This window comes from Enterobacter sp. UNJFSC 003 (assembly GCF_036903355.1).
Classification (GTDB): Bacteria; Pseudomonadota; Gammaproteobacteria; order Enterobacterales; family Enterobacteriaceae; genus Enterobacter.
The window spans coordinates 69042-86932 of the sequence record NZ_JBAKHK010000003.1; the positions used below are offsets into that span (position 1 = coordinate 69042).

The window sequence follows — 17891 nt, forward strand, 5'->3', positions numbered from 1 at the left end:
TATTATCCCAAAATCTCCTTCAGCATCGGTCCAATCTCCTCAAACGCCTGCGGCGAAATGATATCCACGTGGGCACAATCCTGACAGTATACCTCAAGCTCGCCCACCCACGGCGCCCAGGCGACCTCAGGGTCCTGGGTTCGCGTGCGTTCGGCAACAAACAGCGTCGCTTTGCCGTCAAAGCGTGAGCTGTGCGCCGTGGTAAGCAACCGCACCGCATCGGCGTAGTTGCCCTCAATGGCGTTAAACAGCTCGCTGGAGCCCCGCCCCTGCTGCGCGGCGATAAACGCCTGTCGCTCGCGTTCAATTTCCGCCAGCACTTCCGGGTCAAGGCCGTTGGCCTCTTTCTCCGCCCAGTTTTGCGTTTCCGGCGGCCAGGTATCCAGCAGGCCGAGGAACGCGACCTCTTCACCCTGCGCGCGCAGGCGTGCGGCAATGCCCTGCGCCAGCGTGCCGCCGAGCGAATAGCCCAACAGATGATATGGCCCCTGCGGCTGCTGCGTTCGCAGGGTATTCAGGTGATGTTCAATCACGCCAACCAGATCCGCGCTCTGCTGCATCGGTCCGCCTGGTCGCGGCGACTGAATGCCGATAATTGACCAGCGCGGGCTGAGATAGCGCGCCAGCACGCTAAACTGCCAGGCAAAACCGGACGCCGGATGGAAGCAGAACAGCGTTGGGCCCTCGCTTTCACGCAGCGGCAGCAGGGTTTCATATCCCAGACGCCGCGCCTGCTCGTCGTTCACCTGCGAGTCCAACAGCGCGCTGAGCTTGTTGACCGTGGAGGCAACCATAATCTGTCCCGGCGTCACCCTGCGTGAAAACGCACGGCTGAGCTGCGCGGCCAGGCGCATCGCCAGCAGCGAGTGTCCGCCGAGGGCAAAAAAGTCGGCGTCGATATCGTTCACCTCGCAGCCCAGCAGAGCAGAGAACGCCTGCGCCACGGCGACTTCGGTTTCGCTTTCCGGCGCACGTCCCGAGGTTTTACGGTTCAGTTCAGGCAGCGGTAGCGCCTTGCGGTCGAGCTTGCCGTTCGCGCTTAGCGGCAACGCGCTGATTTGCAGCAGGACCACCGGCACCATATGCGGCGGCAGCTGTGCCTTCAGCGATTCCAGCAGTGCGTCGCGATCCAGCGGTAAACCCGATTCAGACACCACATACCCCACCAGCTGGCGCGCATCGCCGCCCGTGGCGGCCGCCTGGTTGAACACGCAGGCATGCGCCACGGCCTGCGCGACGTCTGGCAGCGAAAGCATCGCGCGGTCGATTTCCCCCAGCTCGATGCGCTGGCCGCGGATTTTTAGCTGATCGTCGCTGCGACCCAAATATTCCACCGCGCCGTTATCCAGCCAGCGGGCAACGTCACCGGTGCGGTACATCCGCTCGCCTGCCGCAAACGGGTCGGCGATAAAGCGGCTCGCCGTCAGATCCGGACGGCCAAGATACCCCTGTGCCAGCTGAATGCCCGTGAGATAGAGATCGCCCGCCACGCCAAACGGCACCGGACGCATCATCGCATCCAGAATGCGCAGCCCGGTGTTCCACACCGGAAAACCAATCGGCACGCTATTGCCTTCAACGGCCGCCAGCGCCGCGCCGCAGGCCGGATACCAGCTCACATCAACCGCAGCTTCCGTGGGGCCATAGAGGTTATGCAGCGGCGTATGGGTCAGCTGTTCCCATTCACGACACAGTTCGGTCGGCAGCGCTTCCCCGCTGCAGAACACCTGCTTTAGCGACTTACAGCAGCTAACGTTTTCCGGCGTCAGCGAGGCGACAAACGCCGCCAGCATCGACGGCACAAAGTGGGTGATGGTAACCCCGTATTGCGCGAAGAAACGCTGCATCGCCTGCGGATCGCGGTGCGCGTCCGGCTCGGCCATCACCAGCTTTGCCCCGGCAATAAACGGCCACCAGAATTCCCACACCGACACGTCAAAGCTGCACGGCGTTTTCTGCGCCACCACGTCACGCGCGTCGAGCGGATAATGGTTTTGCATCCACGTCAGACGGTTAACGATGGCGGTGTGTCCCACCATTACCCCTTTCGGGCGGCCGGTGGAGCCAGACGTAAAGATGATGTACGCGGTCTGCTCCGGCTTCGCCAGATTCAGTGGCTCACCGTCGGTAGCAGGTAATAGTGTATTGTAACTAAATCGGGTAACGGGCAGATCGCTAAAACGCGGAAGCTGCTCGTCGGTGGTGATGAGCAGCGACGGCTTCGCGTCCTCAAGCATCATCCGCAGCCGATCGTCCGGATAGCCGGTATCCAGCGGCAGCCACGCGGCGCCCGCCTCCACGATACCGTGCAGCGCCAGCGTCAGGAAAACCGAGCGCGGCAGCGCCACCGCCACGCTGTCACCTCGTTTTACGCCGCGTTCACGCAGCAATGCTGCCAGCGCTACCACCTGCTCGCGCATCTGACGATAGCTCAGCTCAATATGCGCGTCCGCCAGCGCGGGGGCGTCCGGCGTTTTGCTCGCCTGCTCGGCCACCAGGCTCGCCAGCGTCGCCGACGGCAACGCCAGTCCGGTATCGTTGATGCGAGCGAGCTGCTGATATTCCTGCTCGGAAACGATTTCCACTTCACCACAGCGCAGATCCGGATTCGCCGCAAACTGCCGCAGCATCGCGTTCAGGCGCGCCGCGTGACGGGCCAGCGTGGCGTCATCGTAACGCTGTTTGTTGGCGAGGATCTCGATGCTCAACCCGCCCTGCTCGTCCGGGAACAGCGCCAGCTCCAGATCGTTAACCGGGCCGGTTGCCAGCGTATGGGTGATGGCCTCCACGCCCTCAATGTCCAGCTGATAGTCGAACACCTTGACGTTCAGCACCGGACCAAACAGGGCTTCATCGCCTGCGCTGCGCCCGCTATCGCGGACAATCTGCTCGGCGTCGTAACGCTGATGGCGACGCATTTTTTTCAGCAGTTGCGCGAGGCGCATCGCCAGCTCGGGCAGGCTCTCCTGCGGGGCGATATTCACCGCCATCGGCAGCACGTTAAGCACCGGTCCGGTCGCGGTTAGCGCCGCCGACCCCATGCGGCGCATAAAGATAAACCCGGCCGCGTAGTCCAGCCGTCCAGTCAGGCGGCCCAGCCACAGCGCCACCAGCGCAAGGGCCAGATCGGTGCGCTGCACCTGCCCTGCCGCCTGTGCAAGCTGGCTAAAGGCCCGGCCGTCCATTGCAATTTTCAGGCGCAGAATGTCGGTAGTGGCGGCGCGTCCCGGCAGCGGCGCGGAAGAGAGCGAGACCGGAGAAGGAAGCTGCTTGCGCTGCTCTGCCCAGAAGGCACCGTCGCGCGCGTATGCCTCGCTGTCGCGATAGCGCTGATACTCGTCCACCACCTCGGCAAACGGCGTAAACGGGGATGCAGGCGTCGGTTCACCCTTTTTCCACGCGGCGTAAATCTCGGCGATTTGGCGGGTAATGGCCGGGAAGCTGAAGCCATCCACCACCAGATGGTGATAGCGCTGATACCAGTACCAGTGGCTTTCCCCCACCTGAATCAGCTGGTGAAACGCCAGCGGCTGCCCGCTGTCGACGCGCAGGTTCTGGTTAAGATCGGCCTCCATCAGCGCCACGGCGTCGTCGTGAGAGGTAACGCGAACGATGGACGGCTCCGGCAGAATGAAGGTGTCATCGACCCACTGCCACACCTCGCCGTTATCCTCGGCAAAACGCATCCGCAGGGTATCGGCCTGCATCATGCCCGCGGCAATCGCTTTTGCCAGCAGCGGCGCGTCAATATCGCCTTTCAGCTCGGTGTAGTGCGCCACGCTCCAGGCGTTTGGCAGGGTAGAAAGTTGTTCTGCCATCCAGATACCCGGCTGGGCGGCGACAAGCGGGAGACGGCTCATGCGTTCTCCTCCGCGAAATAGGTCGGTTCTAATGTTTGCCAGTGTTCGGCAAGCCACTGCTGGCAGGCTTCCTGTGATTGTGCGTCGCAGACTACGCGCCACCCCGCGGGTAGCGCGCACTGCTGCGGCCACAGGCTGTACTGCGCCTGGTCATTGCGCAAAATGGCGAACTGTCCTTGCGGATTATCGAAAGGATTACTGAATTCCATACAGACTCCGTTAATGAATAAGCGGCTGCCAGAGCGTCATCAGCCCCTGCGTCAGCCCACCGCGCCAGCAAAGCGCATCGTGACCGCCGTCAACCTGACGCCAGATAACCGGCTGCTGTGTGTGTTGTAGTTCGGCATAAATGGCCTGATTCGCGCGGAAGATAAGCGGCTCGTTGCGCCCGGCCTCAAGGACGATGCGCAGCCCGCGCGCGGTTTTATCACCCGTTCTAAGCTGTTCGATTAACAGCCCATCCCGCTGTCCTCCCCGGTGCGGCCACCAGTACGAGCCGGACTGGCTGAGCACGCAGCCAAATCGCTGCGGCCAGTTCAACCCGGCATAGAGTGAAGCGAGTCCGCCAAAGCTCTGACCCGCCACCACCGTACGGTCTGCACGATCGCTGAAGGACGCCGTTGTTTTCACGCGCGGGAGAAGTTCTTCCTGCACCGCCAGCCAAAAATCTGGGTTACAGGGCAGCTCGCGGCTGCGGTGCGCGGTATCTATCACGTCGATCAGCACATAGACCGCCGGGGGTAATTTGCCGTCGTCGGTAAGCGCCGTCAGCGCGGACCAGACGGGCATGCTTTCGGCCCAGAACTGGCCGTCGAGCAGAACGGCAAGCGGGCGCTCTGAGCCCTCTTCACCTGTAGTAAAAATCCAGACGCGGCGTCGATTACGCAGCCGATTGCTTTTCCATTCGATGCAGACAGGCTTTTTGTATGGCGTATCTGGTCGGTTCCAGCCCGGCTGTACCGGGGCTTCAGGCATTTCCAGCGCCGAGACGGCGTGACCGCGCCCGCCGCGCCAGCTTTGTGAATTCAGGGGGTCGGAAACCGCATACGCCAGCAATTTTTGCCAGCCTTCGCGCAGCGCCATGCGCTCGGGCTGCTCGCCTTCAAACACCGCATCGGCAAAAACGTGCTCATGCACAGAGGGGATAAAACAGTAGCTCCCGCGCCACTCGGGGCTGAACGCGCCCTGCCACTGCCAGACGTCAGTATCGGGAATGCGTTCGAGGGATTGCGGGCGGGCATTTCGATGATGATCGGTTACGCCGGTAATATAGAGCCAGACGCGCTTTACGTCCGATGTTGTCTGCGTGCCTGCCGGATCGCGCCACCAGAACGTGACGCGATAGTTATCCTGCTCTCGCACCCATTCAGGCCCGTTTTTTGACTGCCACCAGGCCTCACTTCCCGTTGTTAACGCCGTCACTATAACCTCAAATTTATCGCGTCTTTTTTTGCTACAAGACAAATAATATTGATAATATTATTGATAACTATTTGCATTTGCAATAGCGTAGTGCCCGCGCTGTGGGAAGCGCGTTCATAAAATAACCATAAAAGCAGGACGTAAAATGAATAAGAAGATTCACTCTCTGGCCTTGCTGGTCAACTTAGGGATTTACGGCGTCACGCTGCCCGCCATGGCGGAAGACAGCACCACCACCGCGCAGCACGAAGATACGATGGTGATCACCGCTGCAGAGCAGAACCTGCAGGCGCCCGGCGTATCGACCATCACGGCCGATCAAATTCGTAAAAACCCGCCCGCTCGCGACGTCGCTGAAATCATCCGTACCATGCCGGGCGTTAACCTGACCGGTAACTCCACCAGCGGCCAGCGCGGTAACAACCGTCATATTGACATTCGCGGCATGGGGCCGGAAAACACCCTGATCATGATTGACGGTAAGCCGGTCACCAGCCGCAACTCCATTCGTCTGGGCTGGCGCGGCGAGCGTGATACCCGCGGTGATACGGGCTGGGTTCCGCCTGAGATGATCGAACGCATCGAAGTGATCCGCGGTCCGGCCGCGGCACGCTACGGCAACGGTGCGGCAGGTGGCGTGGTGAATATCATTACCAAAAAGTTCGACAGCCAGTGGCATGGTTCGTGGAACACCTACCTGAACGCGCCAGAACATAAAGATGAAGGTTCCACCAAGCGTACCAACTTCAGTCTGAGCGGCCCGCTGGGCGGCGATTTCAGCTTCCGCATGTACGGCAACCTGGACAAAACGCAGGCCGATGCGTGGGACATCAACCAGGGCCATCAATCCGATCGTACCGGTGCCTACGCCGACACACTGCCCGCAGGCCGTGAAGGGGTAGAGAATAAAGACATCAACGGCGTGGTGCGCTGGGACTTTGCGCCTATGCAGTCCCTGGAATTTGAAGCGGGCTACAGCCGCCAGAACAACCTCTACGCGGGCGATACGCAAAACACCAATAACGATAACAGCAGCAACGGCCTGGTGAAGAAAAACTACGGTAAAGAGACCAACCGTATTTACCGTCAGAACTTCGCGGTCACCTGGAACGGCGGCTGGGATAACGGCATCACCACCAGCAACTGGGGGCAGTACGAACACACCCGCAACTCACGTCTGGGCGAAGGGCTGGCGGGCGGTCTGGAAGGTCTGTTCAACAGCAATAAATTCACCGACACCGACCTCTCCGACGTGATGCTGCACAGCGAAATTAACCTGCCAATTGATTTCCTGGTCAACCAGAACCTGACGCTGGGAACCGAGTGGAACCAGCAGCGCATGAAGGATTCCACCTCCAATTCACAGGCCCAGCAAGGCGGCATCATTCCCGGCATGAGCGACGATCGCAGCCCGTACTCTTCAGCGGAGATCTTCTCTCTGTTCGCAGAGAACAACATGGAGCTGACCGACAGCACCATGCTGACGCCGGCCCTGCGCTTCGACCACCACACCATCGTGGGAAACAACTGGAGTCCGTCCCTGAATCTGTCCCAGGGTTTGGGTGATGACTTCACCCTCAAGATGGGTATCGCACGCGCCTACAAAGCGCCGAGCCTGTACCAGACCAACCCGAACTACCTGCTCTACAGCAAAGGCCAAGGATGCTACGCAAGCTCTGACGGCGTCGGCTGCTACATGATGGGTAACGACGACCTGAAAGCCGAAACCAGCATCAACAAAGAGATTGGTCTGGAATGGAAACACGACGGCTGGCTGGCGGGCGTGACCTGGTTCCGTAACGACTATCGCGACAAGATTGAAGCGGGCTACGCGCCAATCGGCCAGACGTCCACCAGTAAAGTCACCACCGATATTTATCAGTGGGAAAACGTGCCAAAAGCGGTGGTAGAAGGTCTGGAAGGTTCTCTGAACGTGCCGGTCAGCGACACGATCAACTGGACCAACAACATCACCTACATGCTGCAAAGCAAGAACAAAGAGACCGGCGATCGTCTGTCGATCATCCCGGAGTACACGCTGAACTCAACCCTGAGCTGGCAGGTTCATCAGGACGTGTCGCTGCAGTCGACCTTCACCTGGTACGGCAAGCAGCAGCCGAAGAAATACAACTATAAAGGTCAGCCTGTGACCGGGTCTGAGAAGGACGAAGTCAGCCCGTACAGCATCGTTGGCCTGAGCGCGACCTGGGATGTGACCAAAAACGTCAGCCTGACGGGCGGGATTGATAACGTCTTTGATAAGCGCCAGTGGCGCGCGGGGAATGCCCAGACCACGGGTAACGCCACTACCGGCGCGTATATGTACGGTGCAGGGGCATACACGTATAATGAACCGGGTCGTACCTGGTATATGAGCGTGAATACGCACTTTTAAGGCACTGAAGTCAATCATTCCCTCTCCCCTTCGGGGAGAGGGTCAGGGTGAAGGGGAAAACCATGCGCACAACCCACAGCACATTTTCTCTCGCCGGCCACACCATCCACCTCGTCACCTTCGATCCCGCGACCTTCACCGATGCCGACCTCCTCTGGCTCCCCCACTATGCTCAGCTCGCCGATGCCGGACGCAAGCGCAAAGCCGACCATCTTGCCGGGCGCATTGCCGCTTCGCATGCGTTGCGCGACCACACCGTTCCCGGCATCGGACCGAGCGGCGAACCGCTCTGGCCGGAAGGGATTGCAGGGAGCATCACCCACGGCGGCACGCAGGCCATGGCGGTTGTTACGCACGAGCAGCATGCGCTTATCGGCATTGATTGCGAAGCGATCCTCCCCGACAGGGAGGCCAGAGAAATCAAAGATGGCATTGTTGATACGCTCGAAGAAATCGTGCTGTCACGCTCGGGAAAACCATTCGCGCTCGCCCTGACGCTCGTCTTTAGCGCCAAAGAGAGCCTGTTTAAAGCCCTCTTCCCGCGAGTGAAAACCTACTTGGGATTTGACAGCGCCCGCATCACGCACATCAACGAAGAGAGCCTGACGCTGGCGCTGACCCGTCCGCTGGCGGGGTTTGATGAAGGCACTCCCTTCACGCTGCACTGGCTATGCGACGGCGCGCGGGCGATCACCCTGCTGCCATACTCTCCCGCTGCCGGGCCTTTACGCTCGTCACCACAAAGGTCACGATAAACACGAGCGCGAACAGCACCACAATGGTCGGCGCGGGCGCGCTGTCGAGATAGAACGACAGATAGACGCCGCTCACCGAGACCAGCATGGAGATTCCTACCGCCACCAGCAGCGCCATGTGAAAGCGTCGGGTCATCAGTACCGCAATCGCGCCGGGCGCAATCAGCAGCGAAATAGACAAAATGATCCCCACCGCCTTCAGCGTCGCGACGATGGTGAGCGAGACCATGCACAGCAGCCCGTAATGTAGCCAGCGGGTACGCAAGCCGCTCGCCTGCGCCTGCTGGTAGTCGAAGCAAAACAGCAGAAAATCGCGCCACTTCACGCCAATGACCAGCGCAATGAGCGCCGCAACGATGCCGCTTTGCAGAATATCCATACTGTTTATCCCCAGCATATCGCCGAACAGGATGTGGTCGAGATGAACTTCGGGCTTTACGGCGATATAGAGGATAAGCCCGGCGGCAAACATGCCGGAAAAGACGATCCCCATCACCGTATCCTGCTTGATCCGGCTGTTGTCCTTCAGGTAACCGGTAGCGACGGCGCAGAACAGGCCCGCAACGAACGCCCCCACCGCCAGCGGCAGGCCCATCAGCCAGGCCAGCACGATACCGGGAAATACCGCGTGGCTCATGGCATCACCCATCAGCGCCCAGCCTTTGAGCACCAGAAAAACGGAGAGCAGCGCGCAGGGCACGGCCACCAGCAGTGAGATCAGCAGCGCGTTGTTCATAAACGCAAACTGGAAAGGTTCGATAAGCAGCGACATCATTCCCGCACCTCCTGCGCGTGACGCGCCCGGCGGCGGCTGGCGAGCAAACCGTGCTTCGGCGCAAAAACAAAGGCCAGCAGGAACAGCAGCGTCTGGGCAACCACGATGATGCCTCCGGTCGCGCCGTCCAGATAATAGCTGGCCCAGGCGCCGAGGAAGCTGGTGATGCTGCCAATCGCCACCGCAATGATCAGTAAACGCGGGAAGCGATCGGTGAGCAGCCAGGCGGTCGCACCGGGCGTGACCACCAGAGAGATAACCAGAAATGCGCCGACGGTTTGCAGCGCCGCCACCGTGGAGACAGCCAACAGCGTGAAGAACAGGATCTTCAGGCGCTCGGGGCGCAATCCAATGGCGCGGGCATGGTTTTCATCGAAAAAGGTCACCATCAAATCTTTCCATTTGAACATCAGGATGACGATTGACACCACCCCGATAATCGTCAGCTGAACGATATCTTCTGGGGCGATGGCGAGAATATTGCCGAGTACGATGGTCTGGATATTCACCGACGTCGGATTGAGCGACACCATAAACAGCCCGAGGCCGAAAAAGGAGGAGAAGATCAGCCCGATAATGGCATCCTCTTTCAGACGGCTTCGCTGGTTGAGAAACAGCATGCTCCCCGCCGCCAGCCCGCCCGATAAGAACGCCCCGAGCGCAAACGGCAGCCCGAGCATGTAGGCCCCCGCCACGCCGGGCACGATTGAATGCGAGAGCGCATCGCCAATCAGCGACCAGCCTTTGAGCATCAGGTAACACGACAAAAAAGCGCATAGCCCGCCCACCATCGCCGAGACCCACATTGCGTTGAGCATGTACTCATAGCCGAAGGGTTCCAGGAGCGTGTTCATTTTGCCTCCCTGCGGTGGGTGACGAAGGGCCGCTCGTCGTCGGTAATAATGCGATCTTCAGAGCCCCTGAGCACCACGTGGCGCAGCACGCCGCTGAAGGCGCGCTCAAGGTTTTCTGCGGTAAAGGTGGTCTCCGTTGGGCCGCTCGCCAGCACGGTACCTTTGACCATCACCGTGTAATCGCAAAACTCGCTCACCGAGCCTAAGTTATGGGTCGATACCAGCATGGTTTTGCCTTCATCGCGCAGCTCGCGTAAAAGGCTGATGATTCTGGCTTCGGTTTTGACGTCCACGCCGGTAAAGGGTTCGTCGAGCAGGATCACCTCGCCCTGCTGGGCAATGGCCCGCGCCAGAAAAATGCGTTTCTTCTGCCCGCCTGAAAGCTCGCCAATTTGCCGATGGCGCAGTTCGAGCATGTCCACGCGCTTCAGCGCGTCGGTGACGATACGGCGATCGTTTTCTTTAGCTCGACGCAGAAACCCCATATGCCCGTAGCGCCCCATCATCACCACGTCCTCAACCAGAACCGGAAATGACCAGTCGACCTCTTCCGACTGTGGCACGTAGGCGACCAGATTCTGGTGCAGCGCGCGCTGAGGCGGTATGCCCAAAATAGTGATGCTGCCCCGCGCCGCCCGCACAAAGCCCATAATGGCCTTAAACAGCGTGGACTTGCCGGACCCGTTCACCCCCACCAGCGCGGCAATCGATCCGCCCGGCACGCTGAACGAGGCATCGCGCAGCGCCGTATGGCCGTTGCGGTACGTCACGGTCACGTCAGTGACGACAATCCCCTTGTGCATGCGTTACTCCTTCATGCCGTCACGGATGCCCTGCACCAGCGTGCGAGTCGTGACGTTCAGCAGATCGATATAGGTCGGTACCGGGCCGTTTTCCGCGCTCAGAGAGTCCACGTACAGCACACCGCCGTAGTGCGTGTCGGTTTCACGCGCCACCTGACGGGCGGGTTTATCGGACACGGTGCTTTCGCTGAACACCGCCGGAATGTGATGTTTTTTCACTTGATCGATCACCGTGCGCACCTGCTGTGGCGTGCCCTGCTGATCGGCGTTAATCGGCCACAGATAGAGCTCTTTCAGCCCTAAATCCCGCGCCAGATAGGAAAACGCCCCTTCGCTGGTCACCATCCAGCGCTTGTCCTCCGGGATCTCCGCCACCTGCTTGCGCAGCGGTTCGAGCGCGGCGGTGATGTTTTGCTTGTAGGCGGCGGCGTTACGCTGGTAAGTCTGTGCGTTGGCCGGGTCGTACTTCACCAGCGCATCACGGATGTTATCGACGTAAATCAACGCGTTGTCCGGCGACATCCACGCGTGCGGGTTAGGCTTGCCGTTATACGGCCCTTCGCTGATGCCCATTGGGGTGATGCCTTTCGTCACAATCACTTCCGGCACGCCGTTCAGGTGCTGATAAAAGCGCTGGAACCACAGCTCCAGATTCATGCCGTTGGCCAAAATCAGCTGCGCCTTCTGGGCGCGCTTGATATCGCCCGGCGTGGGCTGATATTCGTGGATTTCAGCTCCCGGCTTGGTAATGGAAGTGACCTCTGCGGCATCACCCGCCACGTTTTTCGCCATATCGGCAATGACGGTAAAGGTGGTGATGACCTGAAACTTTTCAGCCGCCAGCGCGCCCGTGGTGGTCACGGTCATTAACAGCGCGCCGAGCAACAGACGCTTCAATCCTTGCAGTGGGTGCATCGCAGAGGTCTCCTGAGGTGGTTAAATTCAAAGCAAAATTAGCCTGTGCTATAAGGTATAGCACAGGCTATATTTAAATGAAAATGGTTATCATTAAAGTTATGTCAACGACGTCCGTCGGGCGGAGCTTTTAGGAAAAGTGCGTTCTTTTATCTCTCGCGCTCAGGAGTATGATTTACGCCCAATAGCCATGCTAAATAAAGGGAATTGGCGTGCCTGTTAACGAAAGAATTCACCCCACCTCGGGAACCCCAATTAATCCGGGCGGGGTCCGACAGCTCACGATTGGTGAAATCGCCCTCGCGAAGACGCTTTATGGTTACAGCATTCGCTATCATCAGGTGTGGGTACACAGGGAAAGCTATCTTCCTTTTACTCTCCAGCCTGTCGATGTAGCGATGAGCCCCAATGGGGAAATGTGGTTTAGAGAAGAAACTTATTCACCTGATTTCTCTTTAGAGGACGACTTAGTTAAGAAACATAGATTTATGCATGAAATGATGCACGTCTGGCAAACACAAAAGGGGATGTTTGTCAGGACCAGAGGATTATTTTCCGGTATTGCTGACTATACTTATAGTTTAGATAAAGTAGATTTATTGCATTATGGGTTAGAACAGCAAGCATCAATTGTAAGCGACTACTGGTTATTGAAATACTTTGGTCTGGACAAAAATCAGAGTTTACTACAATACCGGGATCTGCATCTTAAAGAAACGCTCTATTACCTCCTTAATAAATACAAAACTGCTTTAAAAGGATTTCCCGGATGAAAAAAAGTCTGTTTATTATTGCTATGTGTATTTCAGTTATCGGTTGTCCCGGTGGTAAACGAGCCCCCAAAACGCGATTAACTTTTATTGATGGCAATCATATTTGTTTTAGCACAAATGAAAATGACGTATTGAAATATTATACAATTTATACTAGCAAAGCCCATCAGATAAGCATAGTGACGGGTTCCGGATACGATTATCTAAACGTTTCCTATCCTGACACTTGTATTAATATAAAATGGGAGAATGGACAGACTTACGTAATTCACTATTGCTTAAATGACAAAGAATATGTACATCAGTTCGATATTGATAAAAATGGAAAGCTAATAAATCTAGGAGAACAATAATGTCACTACCCGCATACCTATTTCTCTACGATGAGCACGAAATGCTCGTTCAAGGCGACTGTATGATGCCAGGCCGGGAAGGTGCTATAGAAATCATGAACAGCAGTTACGGCATAAAGCAGGCAGTGGACAGTCATACCGGAAATATGAGCGGAACGCGGCAGCACGCACCTGTCACTCTGCATAAGCAATTAGATAAAGTGAGTCCTTATCTTGCCATTGCTGCCTGCGAGGGCAGACGCATGAAAAAAGCCATTATCAAATATTATGAAATTGTCGAAGCGGGAGTAGAAATAGAGATCTACACCATTACGCTTGATAGCGTAGTCATCTCATCTTTGGACTTCACACATGTCTATTATCCGGGCAGTTCCGCGCCGAATATGCATGAAGTGGTTGGACTTCGATTCAGGGGCATCCAGTGGAATTATGTAAAAGGCAATATTCTCTATGGCGACGCATGGATGAAACCTGCGCAGAAAGAAAAAAATAACGCATAATTTCTCTCACTCATCTGACGACTAAACATTAATCAATGTTGCTGCTCAGATTAGAGAACGGTTGCATTCCCCATCTTAATCTCAATTGCTTCTTCCTGTAACAGCGTGAGTTCTACAAAATACCCATAACATCACTCGCTCCGCCAGTAAGGGATACAGGTTACACTTCAAATTCGCCGCGTTAAAAGCACTATCTAAAAAAGGGCCAGAGATTCTCCCTGGCCCCATTTCAACTTTCACACAAGCTCACACATCCGGGAACATCACGCTATTCCCCGGCGCTTCCCTGTGCAGATGGATAAAGTTCAGGTGCCGCTCATACTGATCCAGAATATCCGTAATCACCTGCTCCTTGCTGTAATCCATCAAATCATTGCCCTGGCTCCCTTCCAGCAGGAAGGTCTCAAGCCGGTAGTAGGTCGATTTTCCGCTTCGTGCCCGGTAGGTAAACCCTGGCACCGAGTACTGCTGCGGCCAAATCTGGTAGATGAAGTTCTGCTCATCGCCCATGTGAACCAGCAGATCCAGGTGCCCCAGATTATCGCCCTCGTCCGGCGGCAGGTTTTTCAGCTCAACGTAAGCGCCGCGCAGCTTCAGCTCCTGCGCCACCTCTTCCATTGCCGGGTAACACACCGTCTCCATCATCTGCTTGGTGTAACGTGTGCCCGGATAATTCATCAGGCGCGACAGACGTTTCTTCCAGCTCAGGCGATCCTGTGCGCCCATGGGTCGCGGCGCGGTATCACGGCTGGCGCTTTCGCGGCGATAATCTTCCACCTTGAGCGATTTATACAGCCCGGCCATCACAAAGAAGATCACGAAACTGAACGGCAGGCCCATGATGACCGTGGTGTTCTGCAGGGCGGAAATCCCGTTGGTCATCAGCATGCCGAGCGTCAGCAGGCCAATGACGACCGACCAGAAGACGCGCAGCCAGTTCGGCGCATCACTGTTGATGTCTTTCAGCTTCGAGGTGAAGTTTCCCAGCACCAGCGCGCCCGAGTCCGCCGAGGTGACGTAAAACAGCAGGCCGGTGATGGTCGCCACGGATGCGCTAAAGGTGAACGCCGGATACTGCGCCAGCAGGCTGTAGAAGCCGCGCTCCGGGTGCGCCATTGCCTCCTGCGCGAAGGTCGCATTGCCGTGGATGATCTCGTGCAGCGCGCTGTTGCCGAAGATCGATAGCCACAGCAGGGTAAAGGTGAACGGGATAATCAGCGTGCCCATGACGAACTGACGGATGGTGCGCCCACGCGAAATTCGCGCCAGGAACAGGCCGACAAACGGCGACCACGCCACCCACCACGCCCAGAAGAACAGCGTCCAGTTGTTCATCCATTCCACCGGGCGGTCAAAGGCGAAGCTGTTCAGCGTCATGCCCATGAAGCGGTTCACGTAATCGCCCACGTTCAGCACTAAGGCATTGAGCAGGAACGAGGTGTCTCCCATAAACAGCACGAACAGGATTAACCCGAGCGCCAGCGCGACGTTCAGCTCGGAAAGCACGCGAATGCCCTTGTCCACGCCAGACGTCACCGAGATGGTGGCGATAATCACTGAGAGCGCAATCAGCGCCGCTTTCGCCGCCATCGAATCCGGAATATCAAACAGCACGCTCAGCCCATAGTTAAGCTGCACGACGCCAATACCGAGCGTGGTAGCGATACCGAAGATGGTACCGATGACCGCCGCGATATCGACGCTGTGGCCAATCGGGCCGTTAATCTTTTTGCCGAAAATCGGGTACAGCGCGGAGCGAATGGTGAGGGGCAAATTATAACGATAGCTAAAGTATCCGAGCGCCATCCCCATCAGGGCGTACATCGACCAGCCGGTTAAACCGTAGTGGAACAGCGTCCAGACCATCGCCTGGCGCGCGGCCTCCATCGTCTGCCCCGCCCCTTCCGGCGGCTGCATATATTGGGTGACAGGTTCCGCCACGGAGAAGAACATCAGGTCGATGCCGATGCCGGCGGCAAACAGCATTGCGGCCCAGCTCAGCAGGCTAAACTCGGGTTTTGATTGCTCTGGCCCGAGCTTTACGGAACCAAAGCGCGAGCAGGCAATGCAGACGACAAAGACGATATAGAGCGTCGCCGCCAGCAAATAGTACCAGCCGAAGGTCTTCGACACCCAGTTGAGGGTGCGCCCAATCCACTCGGCAGAAAAATCGCGAAAGAAGATCGTCGTCAGGGAAAACAACAAAATCAGTCCGGCGGAAGTATAAAAAACAACCGGATTGATTTTGTCTTTTTCTCTGTCTTGTGAAAGGTCTGTCATCCAGTATCCCCACTGTTTTTGTAACTATTAAAATCCAAATCCGCAACAATTAAGACACATTTTATATTGAACGTCCAATCAAAAACCGCTTTAATGGTTAACCAACGCTGATGAATGGAGTGGCAATAATGCCCAAAGTGGGGATGCAGCCAATCCGGCGCAGGCAGCTGATCGACGCCACGCTGGAAGCAATAAATGAAGTGGGAATGCATGACGCGACCATCGCGCAGATCGCCCGTCGGGCGGGCGTTTCCACGGGGATCATCAGTCACTACTTCAAAGACAAAAATGGTCTGCTGGAAGCGACCATGCGCGACATCACTGGCCAGCTGCGCGATGCGGTATTGAGCCGCCTGCACGCCCTGCCGAACGGCAGCGCGGAGCAGCGCCTGCAGGCGATTGTTGGCGGCAATTTTGATGAGACCCAGGTCAGCAGCGCGGCGATGAAGGCCTGGCTGGCCTTCTGGGCGAGCAGCATGCACCAGCCGATGCTCTACCGTTTGCAGCAGGTAAGCAGCCGCCGCCTGCTGTCGAACCTGGTATACGAGTTCCGCCGCGCGCTGCCGCGTCAACAGGCCCAGGAGGCGGGCTACGGGCTGGCGGCGCTGATTGACGGCCTGTGGCTGCGCGCCGCGCTGAGCGGCAAGCCGCTAGATAAGACGCTTGCCCAGTCGCTCACCAGCCACTTTATCAGCCAGCATTTACCGACCGAATAACCGAGGAGAAATTATGTCCCGAATGGCAGAACAGCAGCTTTATATCAATGGTGGTTATACATCGGCCACCAGCGGTCGCACCTTCGAGACCATCAACCCGGCCAACGGTGACGTCCTGGCGACCGTGCAGGCCGCCGGGCGCGAGGATGTCGATCGCGCCGTAGAAAGCGCACAGCGCGGGCAAAAAATCTGGGCGGCGATGACCGCCATGGAGCGCTCGCGCGTTCTGCGCCGCGCCGTCGATATCCTGCGCGAGCGTAACGATGCGCTGGCGAAGCTGGAAACCCTCGATACCGGTAAAGCGTTTTCCGAAACTTCCACCGTGGATATCGTCACCGGCGCGGACGTGCTGGAGTATTACGCGGGACTGATCCCGGCGCTGGAAGGCAGCCAGATCCCTCTGCGTGACACCTCGTTCGTCTATACCCGCCGCGAGCCGCTGGGCGTGGTGGCGGGCATTGGCGCGTGGAACTATCCGATCCAGATCGCCCTCTGGAAATCCGCCCCGGCGCTGGCGGCGGGCAACGCAATGATCTTCAAGCCGAGCGAGGTCACGCCGCTCACCGCCCTGAAGCTGGCGGAAATCTACACCGAAGCGGGCCTGCCGGACGGCGTGTTTAACGTCCTGCCGGGCGTGGGCGCGGAAACCGGTCAGTACCTGACCGAGCATCCGGGCATCGCCAAAGTCTCCTTCACCGGCGGCGTCGCCAGCGGCAAAAAGGTGATGGCCAACTCTGCGGCCTCGTCCCTGAAAGAGGTGACGATGGAGCTGGGCGGCAAATCCCCGCTGATTGTTTTCGACGATGCGGATCTCGATCTCGCGGCAGACATCGCCATGATGGCCAACTTCTTCAGCTCCGGCCAGGTGTGCACCAACGGCACCCGCGTGTTCGTGCCCGCGACGTTCAAGGTCGCGTTTGAGCAGAAAATTGTTGAGCGCGTGGGCCGCATCCGCGCGGGCGATCTGTTCGATGAGCGCACCAACTTTGGCCCGCTGGCCAGCTTCCCGCACCGCGACAGCGTGCTGCGCTACATCGCCAAAGGTAAAGAAGAAGGCGCGCGCGTGCTGTGCGGCGGCGACGCGCTGAAGGGCGAAGGCTTTGATAACGGCGCGTGGGTGGCGCCGACCGTGTTCACCGACTGTACCGACGAGATGACCATCGTGCGCGAAGAGATCTTCGGCCCGGTGATGTCCATCCTGACCTATGAATCCATTGAGGAAGCGATCCGCCGCGCCAACGACACCGACTACGGTCTGGCGGCAGGCATCGTCACCGCAGACCTTAACCGCGCCCACAGCGCTATTCATCAGCTCGAAGCGGGCATCTGCTGGATCAACACCTGGGGTGAATCCGCCGCAGAGATGCCGGTTGGCGGCTACAAGCACTCCGGCATCGGCCGCGAGAACGGGGTGATGACGCTCCAGAGCTATACCCAGGTGAAGTCCATCCAGGTTGAGATGGGTAAATTCCAGTCCATATTTTAACCGG

15 protein-coding genes are annotated in these 17891 nt (G+C 57.9%); 7 read left to right on the plus strand and 8 right to left on the minus strand.

Annotation, left to right across the window (positions count from 1 at the left end; translation table 11 throughout):
- Positions 1–2 precede the first annotated feature (2 nt).
- The 3 genes from entF to fes are packed head-to-tail and all read right to left on the minus strand — an operon-like array spanning position 3 to position 5324.
- Entirely contained in the window at positions 3–3860 is a 3858-nt protein-coding gene (gene entF, locus V5P19_RS10485; RefSeq protein WP_334402910.1) for an enterobactin non-ribosomal peptide synthetase EntF, read from the minus strand.
- Positions 3857–4069 (minus strand): MbtH family NRPS accessory protein, encoded by a 213-nt coding sequence (locus V5P19_RS10490; protein ID WP_334402913.1) that lies wholly within the window; start codon positions 4067–4069, stop codon positions 3857–3859. Before V5P19_RS10490 ends, entF begins: the two co-directional genes overlap by 4 nt.
- Positions 4070–4079: 10 nt before the next feature.
- Entirely contained in the window at positions 4080–5324 is a 1245-nt protein-coding gene (gene fes, locus V5P19_RS10495; RefSeq protein ID WP_334402915.1) for an enterochelin esterase, read from the minus strand.
- Positions 5325–5427: 103 nt separating this feature from the next.
- Here fes and V5P19_RS10500 point away from each other — a divergent pair, with 103 nt between their 5' ends.
- Positions 5428–7677: a TonB-dependent siderophore receptor gene (locus V5P19_RS10500; RefSeq protein ID WP_334402917.1), complete on the plus strand. Its 2250-nt coding sequence runs from the start codon at positions 5428–5430 to the stop codon at positions 7675–7677.
- A gap of 62 nt (positions 7678–7739) precedes the next feature.
- Positions 7740–8432 (plus strand): enterobactin synthase subunit EntD, encoded by a 693-nt coding sequence (entD, locus tag V5P19_RS10505; protein ID WP_334402919.1) that lies wholly within the window; start codon positions 7740–7742, stop codon positions 8430–8432.
- On the opposite strand, the gene sitD is transcribed toward entD, so the two are convergent.
- Genes sitD through V5P19_RS10525 form a run of 4 tightly spaced genes read right to left on the minus strand, consistent with a single transcriptional unit; the run spans position 8368 to position 11779 of the window.
- Entirely contained in the window at positions 8368–9207 is an 840-nt protein-coding gene (gene sitD / locus V5P19_RS10510; RefSeq protein ID WP_334402920.1) for an iron/manganese ABC transporter permease subunit SitD, read from the minus strand. The genes entD and sitD overlap by 65 nt on opposite strands.
- Positions 9204–10061, minus strand: coding sequence for an iron/manganese ABC transporter permease subunit SitC (gene sitC, locus V5P19_RS10515; RefSeq protein ID WP_334402922.1), 858 nt, complete (start codon positions 10059–10061; stop codon positions 9204–9206). Before sitC ends, sitD begins: the two co-directional genes overlap by 4 nt.
- On the minus strand, positions 10058–10864 hold the full coding sequence (sitB, locus tag V5P19_RS10520) for an iron/manganese ABC transporter ATP-binding protein SitB (RefSeq protein ID WP_334402924.1): 807 nt from the start codon (positions 10862–10864) through the stop codon (positions 10058–10060). Before sitB ends, sitC begins: the two co-directional genes overlap by 4 nt.
- 3 nt (positions 10865–10867) lie before the next feature.
- The gene (locus V5P19_RS10525; RefSeq protein WP_334402926.1) at positions 10868–11779 is read right to left on the minus strand and encodes a metal ABC transporter substrate-binding protein; all 912 of its coding nucleotides are present in this window, start codon (positions 11777–11779) and stop codon (positions 10868–10870) included.
- 212 nt (positions 11780–11991) lie between these two features.
- Here V5P19_RS10525 and V5P19_RS10530 point away from each other — a divergent pair, with 212 nt between their 5' ends.
- Genes V5P19_RS10530 through V5P19_RS10540 form a run of 3 tightly spaced genes read left to right on the plus strand, consistent with a single transcriptional unit; the run spans position 11992 to position 13405 of the window.
- Positions 11992–12552 (plus strand): type IV secretion protein Rhs, encoded by a 561-nt coding sequence (locus V5P19_RS10530; RefSeq protein ID WP_334402928.1) that lies wholly within the window; start codon positions 11992–11994, stop codon positions 12550–12552.
- Complete coding sequence (locus V5P19_RS10535) at positions 12549–12905, plus strand: putative T6SS immunity periplasmic lipoprotein (RefSeq protein WP_334402930.1); 357 nt, start codon at positions 12549–12551, stop codon at positions 12903–12905. The genes V5P19_RS10530 and V5P19_RS10535 overlap by 4 nt, the downstream gene beginning before the upstream one ends.
- Positions 12905–13405, plus strand: a complete 501-nt coding sequence (locus V5P19_RS10540) for a type VI secretion system tube protein Hcp (protein WP_334402933.1) — start codon at positions 12905–12907, stop codon at positions 13403–13405. The genes V5P19_RS10535 and V5P19_RS10540 overlap by 1 nt, the downstream gene beginning before the upstream one ends.
- Before the next feature lie 246 nt (positions 13406–13651).
- On the opposite strand, the gene betT is transcribed toward V5P19_RS10540, so the two are convergent.
- Positions 13652–15685, minus strand: a complete 2034-nt coding sequence (betT, locus tag V5P19_RS10545) for a choline BCCT transporter BetT (RefSeq protein ID WP_334402936.1) — start codon at positions 15683–15685, stop codon at positions 13652–13654.
- A gap of 128 nt (positions 15686–15813) precedes the next feature.
- On the opposite strand from betT, the gene betI reads away from it, so the two are divergent.
- Together betI and betB are read left to right on the plus strand one after the other, a co-directional pair.
- A complete protein-coding gene (gene betI, locus V5P19_RS10550) occupies positions 15814–16401 on the plus strand; it encodes a transcriptional regulator BetI (RefSeq protein ID WP_334402938.1) in 588 nt (195 codons plus the stop codon).
- Between the two features lie 13 nt (positions 16402–16414).
- The gene (gene betB / locus V5P19_RS10555; protein WP_334402940.1) at positions 16415–17887 is read left to right on the plus strand and encodes a betaine-aldehyde dehydrogenase; all 1473 of its coding nucleotides are present in this window, start codon (positions 16415–16417) and stop codon (positions 17885–17887) included.
- Positions 17888–17891 lie beyond the last annotated feature (4 nt).

Coding starts and splice junctions, on each gene's coding strand:
- entF (WP_334402910.1), bottom strand. CDS start 3,860: ATGAGCCGTCTCCCGCTTGTCGCCGCCCAGCCGGGTATCTGGATGGCA.
- V5P19_RS10490 (WP_334402913.1), bottom strand. CDS start 4,069: ATGGAATTCAGTAATCCTTTCGATAATCCGCAAGGACAGTTCGCCATT.
- V5P19_RS10500 (WP_334402917.1), top strand. CDS start 5,428: ATGAATAAGAAGATTCACTCTCTGGCCTTGCTGGTCAACTTAGGGATT.
- entD (WP_334402919.1), top strand. CDS start 7,740: ATGCGCACAACCCACAGCACATTTTCTCTCGCCGGCCACACCATCCAC.
- sitD (WP_334402920.1), bottom strand. CDS start 9,207: ATGATGTCGCTGCTTATCGAACCTTTCCAGTTTGCGTTTATGAACAAC.
- sitC (WP_334402922.1), bottom strand. CDS start 10,061: ATGAACACGCTCCTGGAACCCTTCGGCTATGAGTACATGCTCAACGCA.
- sitB (WP_334402924.1), bottom strand. CDS start 10,864: ATGCACAAGGGGATTGTCGTCACTGACGTGACCGTGACGTACCGCAAC.
- V5P19_RS10525 (WP_334402926.1), bottom strand. CDS start 11,779: ATGCACCCACTGCAAGGATTGAAGCGTCTGTTGCTCGGCGCGCTGTTA.
- V5P19_RS10535 (WP_334402930.1), top strand. CDS start 12,549: ATGAAAAAAAGTCTGTTTATTATTGCTATGTGTATTTCAGTTATCGGT.
- V5P19_RS10540 (WP_334402933.1), top strand. CDS start 12,905: ATGTCACTACCCGCATACCTATTTCTCTACGATGAGCACGAAATGCTC.
- betT (WP_334402936.1), bottom strand. CDS start 15,685: ATGACAGACCTTTCACAAGACAGAGAAAAAGACAAAATCAATCCGGTT.
- betI (WP_334402938.1), top strand. CDS start 15,814: ATGCCCAAAGTGGGGATGCAGCCAATCCGGCGCAGGCAGCTGATCGAC.
- betB (WP_334402940.1), top strand. CDS start 16,415: ATGTCCCGAATGGCAGAACAGCAGCTTTATATCAATGGTGGTTATACA.